At 56.5% G+C, this 16,063-nt stretch carries 8 protein-coding genes; 6 read left to right on the top strand and 2 right to left on the bottom strand.

Going from position 1 to position 16,063, the window contains the following annotated elements:
• Positions 1 to 691: 691 nt before the first annotated feature.
• Both TBK1r_RS02745 and TBK1r_RS02740 read right to left on the bottom strand, forming a co-directional pair.
• Positions 692 to 1,546, bottom strand: coding sequence for an endonuclease/exonuclease/phosphatase family protein (locus TBK1r_RS02745; protein WP_145207417.1), 855 nt, complete (start codon positions 1,544 to 1,546; stop codon positions 692 to 694).
• A gap of 1,326 nt (positions 1,547 to 2,872) precedes the next feature.
• Positions 2,873 to 3,409, bottom strand: coding sequence for a dihydrofolate reductase family protein (locus tag TBK1r_RS02740; protein WP_473772484.1), 537 nt, complete (start codon positions 3,407 to 3,409; stop codon positions 2,873 to 2,875).
• A 131-nt stretch (positions 3,410 to 3,540) separates the two neighbouring features.
• Here TBK1r_RS02740 and TBK1r_RS02735 point away from each other — a divergent pair, with 131 nt between their 5' ends.
• From TBK1r_RS02735 to TBK1r_RS02710, 6 genes are all read left to right on the top strand, one after another.
• Positions 3,541 to 3,909 (top strand): hypothetical protein, encoded by a 369-nt coding sequence (locus TBK1r_RS02735; RefSeq protein WP_145207416.1) that lies wholly within the window; start codon positions 3,541 to 3,543, stop codon positions 3,907 to 3,909.
• A 590-nt stretch (positions 3,910 to 4,499) separates the two neighbouring features.
• Positions 4,500 to 7,919: an AAA domain-containing protein gene (locus TBK1r_RS02730; RefSeq protein WP_145207415.1), complete on the top strand. Its 3,420-nt coding sequence runs from the start codon at positions 4,500 to 4,502 to the stop codon at positions 7,917 to 7,919.
• 369 nt (positions 7,920 to 8,288) lie between these two features.
• A complete protein-coding gene (gene arsB, locus TBK1r_RS02725) occupies positions 8,289 to 9,548 on the top strand; it encodes an ACR3 family arsenite efflux transporter (protein WP_419580904.1) in 1,260 nt (419 codons plus the stop codon).
• A 331-nt stretch (positions 9,549 to 9,879) separates the two neighbouring features.
• On the top strand, positions 9,880 to 11,130 hold the full coding sequence (locus tag TBK1r_RS02720; RefSeq protein WP_145207413.1) for an IS256 family transposase: 1,251 nt from the start codon (positions 9,880 to 9,882) through the stop codon (positions 11,128 to 11,130).
• 72 nt (positions 11,131 to 11,202) lie between these two features.
• A complete protein-coding gene (locus TBK1r_RS02715) occupies positions 11,203 to 12,165 on the top strand; it encodes an IS110 family RNA-guided transposase (RefSeq protein ID WP_145207412.1) in 963 nt (320 codons plus the stop codon).
• Between the two features lie 1,043 nt (positions 12,166 to 13,208).
• Entirely contained in the window at positions 13,209 to 16,055 is a 2,847-nt protein-coding gene (locus TBK1r_RS02710) for a PSD1 and planctomycete cytochrome C domain-containing protein (RefSeq protein WP_419580903.1), read from the top strand.
• Positions 16,056 to 16,063: the final 8 nt, after the last annotated feature.

Raw genomic sequence — 16,063 nt, 5'->3', positions numbered from 1 at the left:
CACAACTTCAACAAGATGTAGGCGGTTTAGTGTTTGCTTTTCGTGCCGCTGCCGCTTTCTTGACTGACTCCGCCCACGGTTGCCCGAAAACCGACGGTTGGCAACCGACCGGTCATTCAAAGTCACGTGCAACCGCCAACAGTGTGGCCCGTGCGTCATCATCCAGACTTTTCCAGATCGCCACTAACTCAGACAATGACACCACAGGTGACACCACAGGTGACACCACATTTTCGCCCGGTGCCCGTTTTCCCCGTGCCTCAGCCGATTGTTGAACACCTCTGGGGTGTACTCAAAAACCACGTTTTGCTGTCGCAAGACGTGGTTTTTTATTGCGGTAACGGTTCGTCGCAATGGTCCCTCATCAGCGGGCAACCGACGAATTCATTCGGCCAGGCAAGCTAGACTGGAGCGACCTCCATCGCTTGAGCAAATCGATCCGATGACCGTGACAGGTTATCCAACCGGAAGGCTGCGTTCACGATGGTCGGTTGGTCCCGGTCGTGGGGAGCAACGGAGTTGTCCACGAATCACACGAATAGCACGAATCCTGACACAATGGGTAAACGGAGCGGGGCATTGGGGAGACAAGAGAATGAACCCACCGATTGCTGCATTGGGATTGCATGAATGCCGGAGAAACAGCATGATTACTTGCCTCTCCACCTAGGAGGCCTGATCCCTTTTTCTTTTATCGAAAGACAGCCAACTGCGGCAAGTGGTCGCTCAAGGCGAACGATCCATCCTCGTCAAGGTTCAGCCGAAAAGCTCCCTCGAACAGCGGCCTCGATTCAACGACTCGCTCGGCAATCGGCCCGGCAGCAAAGACGTAGTCGATTCGCCATTGGGGAATATCAGACCTGATGGTGAAACCATCGCCTTTACCAACCTTGGCGAACGTATCCATCCAACCGGCGTCCATCCAAAGCTTGAATTCATCAGTGCCGGGGCCATGATTCAGATCGCCGATCAATAGCATCGACTTCCCAGCATCGAGATCTGGCTTCATCGATTCGATCATCGCTCGAATCTCTCTCAGCCGAACCGTAGGATCGGCGGTTGGGAAGAGATGTGCCGAATGCACGATGAGCGGTTCGTCGGCCGGCATTTCAACTGTGGCTCGCCCCCAATGCCGGGTAAATATCTCCTTCGGTCTCTCGCCTTTCAGAGGAGCGTTCTGAGATTCGATGATCTTGAATTTACTCAGCAGTGTTCCCGGCCAATTTCCGCCACTGGGAAAACGAATGTGATTCATCCCCAAAAGTTCAGCAACTTCTTGGGTCAGCTCTTCATTTGGGGATTCTGAGAAGTTGATGATGTCGGGATCGTGCAGAGCCAGTTCCATCGCCAAACGCTTTGCCATCTGGCCGTTGGCGACAGCTTGCTGCGCCGATTTACGCTGGCTTGGCCAGCCTGTGAGCTTGAAGATGTTGTAGGCGATCACTCGAAGCGGCTTGGCCTGCTGATTGTCAGCGAACAAGTTTGAGCTGGCAGCGGTGAGAATCGTCCCAACTGCTGCGCAAAACTCTCGGCGTGAAACTGGCATCGTGGTCTCCGGCGTTTGATCACCAATTCTATCCCGGCTTTGCTTGCTCCGATAGAATTGACGCCGTGAAGAAGTCATTGAAGACGAATCGAGTTGAAGTCGCCTCCATGTCACGTCTCCCGACCATTGCGTTTCTTTTTGCTTGCCATCGTGGGGCAGACGCGTTGCCGGCGCGGACCTCGCCCCTCATTTCCAGTCGATTCTCAGTGGTTGCCGCCAGATCGGAGCGTTCGCGGATTGCGTCGTGGGTGTGATTTGACAACCCGGCGGGGTGGACATCGTTCTGGCGCCACCCACAAAACGTTTGCGCTCGCTGGCGACAGCGCGCGCCCTGACCGCAAACCCGACATGTGCATTGTCAGACGAAATCTCGGGGACATGGATTGATTGCATCGCTTGCATTCAATTCCCAGCGATCAGAAGCGATTCGCGAATGCAGCTTCCCTGTAGACCATTGGGGAGGTATGAGAATGAACCCACGGATGGCAGCGCGAACCCACGGATAGTAATCAGCAGGACGATCCGTGGGTTCGCGCTGCCATCCGTGGGCTACTTTTCCGCTTGCTGCATTCCGGATTGCATGAATGCCGGAGAAACAGCACGACTGCTTTCCTTGGACGAGAAAACGCCCCACGAGGTCGCGACGCCGATTCTGACCGGACGCGGATGGAAGGTGTAGCCCACCAACGATGCGCAACTCCCCGTCCCCTCAACAAGCATTTTCTTGCAACTGTCCCAATCCGCATACGGATGGACATGAGGCAAATGGGCTAGAGGTCAAAAAATTGATGGGTCAAGAAATGAAGTCTCTGTGCAGCCACGTCTCGTCGTTCGCCGACATTTTTTGACCACCCAATCCTTTGACCATTCTCCTTGCTGAAAACGCCGTCGACAATTGAAGGCCGGAGAACGCCATCCATCACAAAGAAATGGCACACGACACCGCTGAGAGGATTGTGGCAGCACGCGTCGTCTGTTGAGCCCCGATGGGGCTCCGCTTCCTCAATCGACCGTGCCCCGGGGTGCGCTTCGCGACCCCGGGCTGTGCTGTGGCACCGCTCTGCGGTGTATCTGTCGACAGAATAACTTTTTGGTGGGTCTCGTCATCTCGATCGGCCAGACCATCAGCAGCGCAAGACAGCCACACACTGCGGCGCAAGTTCACCCGGCCCGGCGTTCACGTCAATCGTCCTCCGACAGACATAAGACCGAAGTCTGATGTCGTCATTCCAACACCCCGCTCGCTTGCTTGCTCCTCCATCTAAGAGACCTGCCCCCTTTTGCCCGAGCGCGGAATACCAGAGGGTCAAGTGAACAGGAAAGGGCTCACCGTCTTCTGCGATAGCGATTCTGCACCATCGAGTTCAACAGCACTTCTGTCTGGACGTGTTCAAACTTAAGCGAATCGGGCAATTCTCCAAACAGACGCGCCCCGCCACCAAGCAGGATAGGAAGAGCAGTGATGATCATTTCATCGATCAAGTCGTCCTTCAGGAAGCTCTGAATCGTCGCTCCTCCGTCGATGTAGAGTTCGTGACGCTTTTTCTGGTGGAGAGTGGCGATGACATTGCCCAAAGAACCGGCAATCAGTTCTGCCTTTCCCTCGTATCCCTCAGGCAACGATGTCAATGATTTGCTGAGCACGAAGACCGGCTTCGTGTACGGCCAGTCACAATCGAACCCGCAAACGGTCTCGAACGTCTTGCGTCCCATGACAATCGCATCGATCTGTTCCATGAATGCGGTGTAGCCAAAATCGAGATTGTCAGGATTCGGAACGGAGTGGAGCCAGTCCAACGCTCCATCCCGATCCGAGATAAATCCGTCCAAACTGGTGGCAATAAAAACTCGGTTCGCCATCATTTCTCCAAGGTTTTGTGCGTCGCCACACACAACGTTCTGCTCGACAACTTCATTACCTTACGCGAATCTTTCCTGAACCTCCAGCGACAGTTGAAGCCACTCGAATTCTCGGCGTCTCCATAGCAGCAATCATGCTTTTATGGGCACAAGCAGTTGGCGAACTGCCATCAGTTCGATTCGTCATCCTCAATCTGCGGAGCAACCTGATGTGGGATGGCGAGTCATTCGTCGATGATTTTGATCAGGCGAGGAAGTATTGGCAGCCGTCAGATGTTAGCTGTGAAATGCAAGATATTTTAGCCCACCCACCATTCGCAACGATCCGTCCTCTCAGCAAGCATTTTCTTAGAGTTGTCCCAGTCCGCAGGCAGATGGAGAAGGGCAGATGGGCTGGGGGCCCAAAAATTGATGGGTCAAAAAATGAAGTCACCGCGCAGCAACCTTTCCTCGGTCGCCTACATTTTCTGACCACTCAATCTTTTGACCACTCTCCTTGCTGAAAACGCAGTCGACAATTGCAGGCGGGAGAACGCCGTCCATCACAAAGAAATGGCACACGACACCGCTGAGAAGATTGTGCCAGCACGCCTCGTCTGTTGAGCCCCGATGGGGCTCCGGTCCTCAATCGACCGTGCCCCGGGGTGCGCTTCGCGACCCCGGGCTGTGTTGTGGCACCGCTCTGCGGTGTATCTGTCGACAGAATAGACTTGGTGGGTCTCGTCAGCCTCGATCGGCCAGACCATCGGCAGCGTAAGACAGCCACACACTGCGGCGCAAGTTCACTCGGCCCGCGTTCACGTCAAACGCCCGCCGACAGACATGCGACCGAAGTCTGATGTTCCGTTCCAACACCCCGCCCGCTTGCCTCTCCATCTAAGAGGCCTGACCCCTTTTCCCTTGCTTCACGAAAGTTTCGCCCTTTCTTGTCACGCTTCAGGTCGCCGGCAGGGCAAGGGACGAGGTAGAATAACGTGGTCTGACAATAGACCAAAGCAGTGTGCTGAGTGGAGATGCAAGGAGAAAGCGTCATGAACTTCGACGAAACAGTTCGGCGACTCCAGCAAGTTGGCGGTAAAAGGTAACCCGGATCATGGACGACGAAATCGGCGGTGTCGACGATGAAGACGCCTCCACTCCCTTCGCTGAATTTCAATCTGCTCGCTTCGAGTCTCGGCTTGGTTTGACCGAGGGTCACGATCAGCAACTCAAGGATGCGGCTGCCGCGGTTCGTCAAGAGTATCGAGACGGGTCGCGGTGGAAACGCCTGAACTGCCACCGAGTCAGCATCTTCGCTGAGAAAGATCGAGGAACTCTGTACGTCGTTCATGTCGGCGCGTCGGTCGAATTCGATTGGACATGGGAAGGGGCGCAAGCGTTTCGCCCGAAGTCACTCGATGACGACGAAAGCTATTCGGATCGGTTCTATGAAGAAGCCGATTACGAAGACGCCATTGTCTGGTCTGGTGAGATCGTCGAAGTGGACGAGCGAAATGGCTGCCTGTTCATCAGCCTTGATGATCCTGAAACGACGCCGACAGCGGGACCGTTCTTCGTTCGGCCGTTTGAGTTCCTGTCGGTCCTGGATTCCATTTACTGCGGAGATGAATTCGAAGACGTTCGGAAGCAACTTCCAGCGAGATTGATCGCCAGCCAGGGCGGTGTGCATCCCCGAGTGGCTCAGCCATGTGAGTTCGGCCTTCCGCAGTTGCGTGATTGGTGGCAGCACTCCTGGAACGTTCTCTGGGGACCGCCCGGCACCGGCAAGACCTGGACGACTGGGCAGCAGATCGCCAGGGTCATGCAAGACGAGAGCGAGCGAGTTCTGGTGGTATCGACGACCAATCGGGCAACGGATGCTGTCGCGATCTCGATCGGCGAAGCGGCAAAGGATTTCTGTCCTGATGAACTCGATGCTGACACGCTGCAGAGAATCGGGAAGGGGGCGTCGTACCAGATGTTCGTTGACAAGGGACTCGATCCGATGCTCAGGGGGACCGAGTCGGAAGTCTTGTCACAGATCGATGAACTGGCCCAGCAACTGCAACTGCTTGAATCGTCGGAAGACAAAGCTCTCACACGAAAACAGATCGGCAAACTACGAACGTCCGGTAACGACCAAAGCAACCGCATCTTCGTGGATGCCGAGCGACGAGTGGTTGTCGCCACCGCTTTCAAAGCGATGAGCTATTTGAAGGACCTGTCCATCCGCAAGATGATTGAAGACGGCGAAGCACCATTCACCACGATTTTCATTGACGAAGCCGGATTGATCTCGAGGGCGGCGGTTGCAGCGCTGTCGCTGCTGGCTGCTCGACGAACCGTGTTAGTCGGGGATCCCAAACAACTCGCTCCAATCAGTCGAATCTCCCGAATTCTACCAACTCGTCAGCAAACGTGGTTGGCCAGCAGCGGATTGAGCCATCTCGACGACACGGAAAACATTCCCAAAGCGGTTCACCTACTTTCCGAACAATATCGCATGCACTCTGACGTTTGCAGGGTCGTCTCGAGCTACCAATACGACGGCGTGTTGACGACGGCACCAACGCGAGCCAAAGAGAAGTCTACGCTTTCGCCATTTATCGCCGATCGGTCGAGAGCCATTTGGTACGTCCTTGATGAAGAGGATGCGAGTCTTGCCTCCATTCGCGCCGCACGCGGACCGGGCAACCGAAGTTGGGTTCGTGGAGTGACGCCATCGGTGCTGCAAAAGCTGTTTTCGGACGCAGGTGTTCGGTCAGCGCACGGCGTATTCATCTCGCCCTTCAAGGCCCAGGCACAGGAGGTCGGGAAGCTTCTCGCCGGCTGGGAAATGACGAGTTGGGAAGCCTCAACCGTCCATAGTCAACAGGGATCGGAAGCGGACATCGTCATCTTTGACACGGTCAATGCGGGAAGCGGGACGTGGCAAATTCCAGAGTGGAAGAGGCTTGTCAACGTCGCACTTAGTCGCGCAAGAGAGGCGGTGATTGTCCTCGCGAGTCGCAGCGAGATGGAGGAACCGTATCTTCGTCCGTTGAAGAAAGAATTGACCGCATCGTTCCTCGCGACAGACGACGAGCGTTTGGTCTGGCGAGAGCCTGCGCAACGCGAGCGAGGTCAAACCGAAAGATTCGGGGCATCGATTGCGGCAGAGCAAAAGGCGAAGTATAAAGAAACGTCTTCCTGTCGCATGGGCGATCAGTTCTTTGATCGCAAGGGAATGAAGCCAATTCTCTCCCAGGAACAGCAACGGCTGACCAATCTCGAACTCGATGGAAAGCCCCGATTGGTTCGTGGGGTAGCGGGCAGCGGAAAGTCGATTGTTCTTTGCAATTGGCTCGCCAAGACGGCGAAGCGTTTGCAAGATCAGAAGGATGCCCGCATCTGGGCTGTCTACGCCAACCGAAGCTTGCAAAAGCTGTTGCGGGAATCGATTGAATCGGCGTGGACCAGCCTGAATGAAGACGACCTGTTCGGTCAATCAGATTTCCCTTGGGACAAAGTTTCGCTGCTTCATGTGAAAGACGTTCTGGCTGGGATGCTGCCGAGCGTTCAGATGTCAATCGAATCCATCGGTTTTGACTACGACCGTGCAGCCGAAGAGTTCCTCAATCGCCAAGACATCGATGAATTGCTGCCCCGTTGCTCGGCGTTGTTCATAGATGAAGCCCAAGACATGGGACCGGCAACGTTGCGGTTGCTGTTGTCCATCGTCGAGCGAGCGGACGACGAAGACGCCAACAGTCGTTCCGCACACATCTTCTACGACAACGCACAAAACGTTTACAACACGAAGACTCCGAAGTGGTCAGAGTTCGGTCTCGACATGCGCGGTCGCTCCACGATCATGCGCGAGAGTTTTCGCTCGACCACGCCGATCACCGAACTTGCCGTCAACGTGCTGAGCCGGCTGTCGGAATCACGCAAGCGACAGGATCAGCGAGAACTGCTTCAGCTCGGGCTGCTGGAGAAAACAGATCGTGGCGGCGAAGACTGGTTACGAGTGCGGTACAACCAGATCGACGGCCCCAAACCGATCTACCACCGTTTTGACAACCGAAGGCAAGAAATGGCTTCGATCGCCGGTCACCTGAAGTACTTGATCCAGAACGATGGGATTTCGCCGACCGATATCTGCATCCTCTACAACGGTCGGGTTCAGGATGTCTTGCAATCGAACCTTGCACCGGCGCTCGCTGCCATCGGTGTCGAACTCTCGTTTCAGAAGAATCGTTCGTTCGAGAGGCAGCCCAACACCCTCGTTGCCACCACTCCGCATTCATTCAAGGGTTACGAATCTGAAGTCGTTGTGATCCCATGCGTGGACCACTATGTCGCCCCCGAAGGCAAAATCTTGGAGAACAGCCTGTACGTGGCAATGACACGTGCCCGTTCCCTGCTGGCAATCTACGGCGTGAGCCATGGCTCGAAAGCCAGTCGAAAGATTGGCGAAACGATTGGTGCGTGCATTGCGATCCAAAACACGCATCCGATCATTCAGGAGATGGGTGAATCCGCAGAATCATAGACCGCCAAGCATTGCGGCGCATGTTCTCTCGGCCCAGCGTTCACAACAATCGCCCGCCGACAGACATGAAACCGGGGCCTGGTGCCGTCGTTTCAACGCCCCGCCCCCTTGACTCTCCATCTAAGAGGCCTGACCCCTTTTTGCTCGTGGACAAAACGCCGCATTGACCGGTTCCAATCAATCGCATATCGTAGATAGACGATAAAAGGAACGGGATGGCCAGGCGACGCATCAACAAACCCCGCGATTTGCCGCCGGAGAAGCTCAAGGCTGATTCGACGGACGACGAGACGCTGATGGCCGGATTGTGACCGCTTTTTTTTGCTCAGGCATATCGTTTAGCGGCGATGGACGATATGCATTCACGCCATGGAAGACACGGAAATGAACCAAACCGACACGTGCCCCGCAGATGAGAAGGGGATCGGATTCTTTGAGCGTTACCTGACCGTCTGGGTAGGACTTTGCATCGTTGCGGGGATTGCGTTGGGCAAAGTCGCTCCCGGAATCGCCAGGTCGCTCGATGGCATGGCCATCTACGTCGACGATGCTCCGGTGATCTCGATCCCGATCGCCATCTGCCTGTTCTTCATGATGTACCCGATCATGGTCAAGATCGACTTCGGCGAAGTGGTCAAAGCCGGTAAGTCGATGGGTCCGGTTGGATTGACGCTGTTTATCAACTGGGCCGTCAAGCCGTTCACGATGTACGCCATCGCAAGTTTCTTTCTCGGGACGCTGTTTCTTGGATTTATCGGCCCCGATGCGGTCGATTACGTGAAGGCTCCCTTGGGCAGCAATCTTGAGGTCGGAGCGACCTACGGGGCCGGCGAGGTCGTCTTGGTCGAAGGCCTGAAGATGCTGCAAGTTCCGCTGTGGCGAAGCTACCTGGCCGGCTGCATCTTGCTCGGCATCGCACCGTGTACCGCGATGGTCTTGGTGTGGGGATTTTTGGCCAAAGGTAACGACGGACACACACTCGTGATGGTCGCGATCAATTCGCTGACGATGCTTGTTCTGTACGGAGTCTTGGGTGGATTCTTGCTGGGGGTCGGCCAGCTTCCCGTCCCGTGGCAAGCGTTGTTGTTGTCGATCGGCGTGTATGTTGCGTTGCCGTTGGTCGCCGGCTACCTGTCACGCAAATGGTTGATCGCGACCAAGGGAGACGTGTGGTTTCGTGACAAGTTCTTGCATTTCCTGACGCCCGTCACCATCACCGCTCTTCTGGCAACGCTGGTGCTGTTGTTTTCATTCAAAGGCGAAACGATCGTTGAGAACCCACTGACGATTCTTTGGATCGCGATTCCGTTGACGATTCAGACGTTGGTGATCTTTGCACTCGGCTACGCAGCGAGCAAAGCGATGGGGTTCACCTACGAATCCGCTGCCCCGACAGCGATGATCGGAGCTTCGAACCACTTTGAAGTGGCAATCGCGACGGCAACGATGTTGTACGGGCTGTCGTCCGGCGCGGCGCTCGCAACCGTCGTGGGCGTGTTGATCGAAGTGCCGTTGATGTTGGCGCTCGTGAAGTTCTGTCTCAAAACGAAAGGCTGGTTCCTTGCGGAATCGAACGACGACGCGGACGAAGGGCAACCCAGCGAACGATCTCTCTCGGCGGCTAGCTGATGGAAAACATCGTGCCACTGGTGGGTAGTGTCTTGGAAACGGCGGCTCGACCTCGCTGTCCACGATTGAATTCGTTTTCAAGCTGGGCTTACGCGTGAGCCATGATTCGAAAAGTGCCTGCCGGTTAGCTGCCGGCAGGCACGCGGACTCGGTAGATCGTTGTGGGTAGACACCCGATGTCGTGTGCCATCTAGATCGCCGGTCCGTTTCGTTCTCAGCCCGAACAGCCGAGGGAGCCACCGACAAGTGTGAGGGCCTGTCAGGAATTTTGTGTTTGCCAGCAATAACTGTAAGCTGACCCAAACACCTTCTCCTGCAGGAGCCCCTTCCCATGGATTCCAAGACGAAAGAGCAAGTCGAACAACTTGCTGCTGAATTTGCTCGCAATGCTTCGAGCATCGGTGAATTGAATGCATTGGTCAAAACAATGATGAAGTCGGGCATCGAAACGATGCTCAACTCCGAACTCGATCACCATCTCGATCAAGAACAATCCGAACCGGCCTCCGGCAGCACGCCTTCCAAAGAAAAACGAAACAACTGTCGCAACGGACATTCTTCAAAGAAGCTCAAGGGTGACTTTGGGGAACTGGAGATCGAAACACCTCGGGATCGAGACTCGACGTTTGAGCCGAAGATCATTGAAAAGCACCGGCGTCGCATTGATGGATTCGATGACAAAATCCTGGCCCTCTACGCAAAAGGATTGACCACCCGCGACATCCAGCAGATCGTCAAAGACCTCTACGGCGTGGATGTTTCACCAACGCTGATCGCTAGCGTCACCGAGGACCTGGAAGCCGAGCTAAAGACTTGGCAGTCGAGGCGTCTCGATCCGGTGTGTCCGATCGTCTATTTCGATGGGATCGTCGTCAACGTTCGGGGTGCATCGGCCAAGGTCAGCCCCCACACGATTTACGTTGCTTTGGGAATCAATCTGGATGGTAAGAAAGAGCTCTTGGGCCTCTGGATCGCTGAAACCGAGGGGGCGAAATTCTGGTTGAACTGCTTAACCGACCTGAAAAACCGCGGACTTTCCGACATCTTCGTATGCTGTGTCGACGGCCTTGCCGGGTTCCCCGAAGCCATTCGAGCCGCCTTTCCACAAGCTCGAATTCAGCTTTGCTTGGTGCACCTGGTTCGCGCCGCCCTTCGCTACGTCTCGCATGAAGACAGCAAGGCAGTCGCAGGTGATCTAAAATCAATCTACCGCGCATCGACAACCGAAGAGGCTGAAAGCGAACTGGAGCGGTTCTCGGAGAAATGGGACAAGAAGTATCCGACGATCTCGCGGCAGTGGCGAAATAAGTGGACGGACATCATCACACTGTTTGACTTCCCGCCCGAGATTCGTAAGGTGATCTACACGACCAACGCAATCGAGTCGGTCAACAGCACGATTCGCAAGTTTACTAAGAACCGCAAGATCTACCCGAGCCAGGACTCAGCAACCAAGTTGATCTATATGGCGATCATGGAGGCATCCAAACGCTGGACCCGCCCGATCAAGTATTGGAAGCAAGCACTCAACCACTTTGCAATCCTCTTTGAGGACCGCCTGCCGCCGAGCCACCGATACTAAACAACTGAACCGGTGACACAAAGTTTTGGACAGGCCCAGTGTGAGCTCGCACTACTATCCAGGGACCAAACGATGACGACAGTTTACAAAAGATTCATTGGGGTTGACGTCGCAAGCCGCAAACTTGATCTCTTCGATTCGGTGGCAAAAGTACATCAAACGATCGATAACACACCGGAAGCAATCAACGCGTGGATCAAACTTCTCCGCCGCAAGCGTGCCAAGACAATCGTGGTGATGGAAGCCACCGGAGGCTACGAAAGCAATCTGGTGGACGCTTTGCACGAAGCCGACACGGATTGTTGCGTGTGCAACCCCGCGCAGGTGCGATCGTTCGCCAAAGGGATCGGACTGATCGAAAAGAACGATCCGATCGACGCCAGAATGATCGCCCGGTTTGGTGAGGTCGTCACGCCAAAGTTGCGTGAGAAACCTTCTCCCGAACAACGCAAGCTCAAGGCGCTGGTGCATCGACGTGATCAAATTCTCTCGCAACAGTCGGCCGAACGGAACCGCCTTGCCCAAGCCCGCGACGAGGAAGTGCGTGAAGTCATCCAGGAAGCGTTGGACTTCTATAAACGGCAAATCGCGGGGATTGAGAAGAAAATTGCCGCGCTGATCGATGCCAGCCAACCCCTGTCTGAGCGAGCAGCGCTACTCGCTTCGTGCCCCGGTGTCGGCACCGCAACGGTCGCGATGTTTCTGGCCGAGCTCCCCGAACTAGGCTCGCTCAACCGCGGCCAAATTGCCAAGCTCGTTGGCGTCGCGCCGATCGTCCGTGATAGCGGCCAAAAGGAAGGCAAACGCAGCACGTTTGCCGGTCGCTCCCTGGTCCGCAAAGTGCTTTACATGGCCGCTTTGGTTGCCACGCGACACAATTCGATCATGAAAGCGTTCTACCAACGCCTGCTGGCCAAAGGCAAGCCGCCGAAGGTGGCGATCGTGGCGGTGATGCGAAAGCTCTTGGTAACGCTGAATGTCATGGTGCGCGAAGGAACGCCTTGGCGTGAATCCACTCTCGCGCCTGCGGGGTAGGCCTCTGGGGCAACACTGGCATCGGTCCGACATGGCAAAGTCCCACATGCATACGTGTCGCATCTGAAGTCACTCATCCCCTTCATACAACAAGACGTTTGGTGAGCCCCTTTCGCGTCGCCGTCACATTGGCCTGCGCAAGCAGATGAGGCCGATGTGACGGCGATGCGGAATGGGGCGGCCCATTTCGTTGAGTCCCGAACGAGCGTCACCCCCCCTCAATACCACCCTGAGCTGAATCTCACCAACCAGAGCCAAAGATGCAAAACCAAAAAAAATTCCCGACGAGCCATCACTCGCCATTGACAGAAACTAAGACAGCCGATGGCACCAAGTTGCGATCTTCCTTTGCGCAGGTTTCATTCCTGAAATGCCTGGCCCCCGTTTCCCCGTTGAAGGACACGGAGCAAGAGATTGAAAATTTCAAAATGAAAACTTCCAATTGCAAATTTGCATTTTTCAATTTGCAATCTTCCGTCCGTCCAGGTTCCTCACGACCCATCCTGTCTCGGCTGAAGCGAGGCCGGGCGGTGACGAAATCAAAAGGAAGCGAAGTCGCGTAAACCGAACAGAGTGTCAACACCAACGTTTTAGCGGTCCAGGCTTGCGCCCTGCCGCTAACACCTCGTCAAACGCAGCGACCAGTTTCGATTTTAGCGGTAGGGCGCGAGCCCTCCGGTGTTTCGGGAACGATGAGGGACCGGAGGGCTTGCGCCCTGCCGCTAACACGTCGTCAAACGCAGCCCGGATCTTGGGGGCGATATCCGCCAAACTCGCTTCCGCCCGCCGACCAACGCCTTGTTGCGTGCAGGCGGCGGAAAACGGTGGTAAACTAACGATCCCACCCCAGCTTGGAGAATGCTGAATCCGTCGTCTTGCATTGGCCGCAGTCGCCGTTGGACCTTTCCGCCGAGAAACGTTAACCGATCGCGCGGCGTACTCGCCGACAGATGCTCTCCCTCCCACCCAAATTCCTCGTTCGGCGAAAACGATGCAGGGCTCGCCCCGGCCGTTTCTCGCATTGAAAGAAGATGAGGCAATCGATGACAACTTGCCACGCTCCGATCGGCCGCACGGTGATCTGGATTGCGATTGCGTCGTGCTTGGCACTCAGGCTGCTCGGATCGTCGGCCGCAGCGGACGAGATCAGCTTCAGCGGCGACGTTCGACCGATTCTGGCGGAGTACTGTGTCCAGTGCCATGGTCCGGACGAACAGCACCGCCAAGCCGATTTGCGGTTGGATATTGCCGACGACAGTACGACGGCAGCGATCGTGCCGGGCGACCCCGATGCCAGCGAACTGATCGTGCGGTTGACGAGCGAGGATCCGGAGATGCGGATGCCGCCCCCGGAAATGCAAAAGCGGCCCACGGCACGAGAGATCGAGATCCTGCGTCGTTGGATCGATCAGGGCGCAAGGTTTGAGGGGCATTGGTCCTATCAACCGATTCGCAACCCTTCGGTTCCCAAGCCCAACGGCGCCGCTTCCACCGAGATCGATCGCTTTATCGTCGCGGCTCTGGAGAAGAACGGGCTGACGCTTGCTCCGCGACTGGACCGCCGGCGGCTGATTCGGCGCGCCACGTTTGACTTGATCGGCCTGCCTCCCTCGCCCGCCGAGGTCGACGCGTTCGTCAACGACGCCGCCCCCGACGAGGAGGCTTTCGGCAAGGTCATCGATCGATTGCTCCAGTCGCACCGTTACGGAGAACGCTGGGGCCGTCATTGGTTGGACATCGCCCGCTATGCCGACACCCACGGCGGTTCAGCGATCGGCTTCACCCGATTTCCGTTTTCGTACACCTATCGCGATTATGTGATCAGCGCGTTCAACGAAGACTTGCCCTACGACGAATTCATCCTGCAACAGCTGGCCGCCGATCAACTGGATCTGCCAGCCAACGACCCGGCCCTGGCGGCGTTGGGATTTTTGACGGTGGGCATGCAGTTTCGTAGCGTGCATGATTTGATCGACGACCAGATCGACGTGGTCACGCGGGGATTGATGGGGGTGACCGTCGCCTGCGCCCGCTGCCACGACCACAAGTTCGACGAAATCCCCACCACCGATTACTACGCCCTGTACGCAACCCTGGCCGCCAGCGAGTCGCCGGGCGAACTGCCGGTGCTGGGCGAACCACCGCCGACAGATCCGCTGCGTGATTACCAACTCCAACTGGAGAAACGACAGACGATCTATCGCGACATGGCTCGTGATCAGATGGAAGTGATGCGAAATCGCTTGCGCAGCCAAGTCGGGTTGTACTTGACCGAGTTGGCGAAGGGCGTGCCCGAACAGGATCTCTCGGCGGCGTTCCTGTCGTACCGCACCGACGATGTGCGTCCCGATGTTCTTAATCGTTGGCGAATCTATTTGCACACGCTCAGCGAACAGGATCCGGTGTTCTTTGCGTGGGTCCGTCTGCAGGAGACCCCGGCGGACCAGTTCCAAACGGCGTGCGAACAACTGGTGCAAACGCTGAAAGCGGAGAACGGCGATCCGGCGAAGTTTAAAGATCTGCACAACATGAGTGTGGAGGCTCCGAAATGGAATCCGCGCGTCCTCAACGCGATCGAGGAATCCAAGCCGGCATCGCTGATCGAACTGGCCGACGTCTACGGCAAACTCTTTGCAGACGTGCACCTCGGCTGGTTGACGGCGCTGCACGAGGCGTCCTTGGAAGCGACGCCGACCGGGGATCTGATCACGGATGAAGATCCGCGACACGCTGAAATCAATAGCTCCATCAATCAACAGCTGCGGCGGCATTTGTACGAGACCGGCACCCCGACCGACGTGCCGGACAAGCTCGCCGCCAAACTGCTCAACCGCACAGTGTCGGATAAGCTGTCCGGCAAGCGTGGCACGATCCACAATCTGCATCTGAATTCGCCCGGTTCGCCGCCGCGCGGGATGGTGCTGGCCGAATTCGAAACGCCGCCCGAAACCCGCGTGTTCCTGCGTGGCAATCCGACCAGCCGTGGCGAGCGGGTGGAAGCTCGATTTCTGACCGCGGTCGCTCCCCACAACCCGACGCCCTTTACCGATGGACAGCGCCGGCGTGGTCTGGCCGAAGCCATCGTCGACCCTGAAAACCCGCTGACCCGGCGTGTCATCGTAAACTGGATTTGGCGGCACCATTTCGGCTTGGGTCTGGTCCGTACGCCCGATGACCTGGGGACCCGCGGAACACCGCCCACGCATCCGCAGCTACTCGATCACTTGGCCACGGCGTTTGCCGAGGACGGTTGGTCGATCAAGAAAATGCACCGCCGGATCATGCTGTCGGACGTCTATCAGCAGGCTTCGGTCGAGAACACAGAAGCGCGCCGGCGCGATGCGGAGAACCGCTTGCTGTGGCGGATGCCGCGCAAGCGTTTGGAAATGGAATCGATGCGGGACGCGTTGCTGGCTGTTTCGGGCGAGCTGGACACGACGACCATGGGCGGTCGACCGTTCGATCTGGAAGCCGAGCCGGTGATCCCCCGCCGCAGCGTTTACGCGTTCATCAATCGCGACATCATTTCGAGCCTGTCCAGCACCTTTGACGGTGCGGACCCGACGTCGTGCACGGTCAAACGTCCCGACACGCTGGTACCCCAGCAAACGCTGTACGCACTGAATTCGTCCTTCATTCAAGACCGGGCTGCGGCGGTGGCCAAGCTGGCTGTCGATGCGGCCGCGACCAATGAAGACCGAGTGGAATGGTTGTACCAGCGGATCTATTTACGCCAACCCGATCCAGAAGAACGCGATTTGGCGATCACCTTTGTCACGCGTCCCCAGCCCGACGACGCGACGTCTGATGACGACGTAACCGAAACCGAACGATGGGCTCAACTCGCGCATGCCATGTTGGCCTCCAATGAGTTTCTTTTCCTGGATTGACCGGCCTG

The sequence above is a fragment of the Stieleria magnilauensis genome (assembly GCA_007753675.1).
Classification (GTDB): domain Bacteria; phylum Planctomycetota; class Planctomycetia; order Pirellulales; family Pirellulaceae; genus Stieleria; species Stieleria magnilauensis.
The sequence above is the reverse complement of the archived record's forward strand: the minus strand, read 5'-3'. Positions and strand labels throughout refer to the sequence as shown.

Bases quoted from the DNA above. Each gene is read 5' to 3' on its own strand.
- TBK1r_RS02745 (WP_145207417.1), bottom strand. From the start codon at position 1,546: ATGCCAGTTTCACGCCGAGAGTTTTGCGCAGCAGTTGGGACGATTCTC.
- TBK1r_RS02740 (WP_473772484.1), bottom strand. From the start codon at position 3,409: ATGATGGCGAACCGAGTTTTTATTGCCACCAGTTTGGACGGATTTATC.
- TBK1r_RS02735 (WP_145207416.1), top strand. From the start codon at position 3,541: ATGCTTTTATGGGCACAAGCAGTTGGCGAACTGCCATCAGTTCGATTC.
- TBK1r_RS02730 (WP_145207415.1), top strand. From the start codon at position 4,500: ATGGACGACGAAATCGGCGGTGTCGACGATGAAGACGCCTCCACTCCC.
- arsB (WP_419580904.1), top strand. From the start codon at position 8,289: ATGGAAGACACGGAAATGAACCAAACCGACACGTGCCCCGCAGATGAG.
- TBK1r_RS02720 (WP_145207413.1), top strand. From the start codon at position 9,880: ATGGATTCCAAGACGAAAGAGCAAGTCGAACAACTTGCTGCTGAATTT.
- TBK1r_RS02715 (WP_145207412.1), top strand. From the start codon at position 11,203: ATGACGACAGTTTACAAAAGATTCATTGGGGTTGACGTCGCAAGCCGC.
- TBK1r_RS02710 (WP_419580903.1), top strand. From the start codon at position 13,209: ATGACAACTTGCCACGCTCCGATCGGCCGCACGGTGATCTGGATTGCG.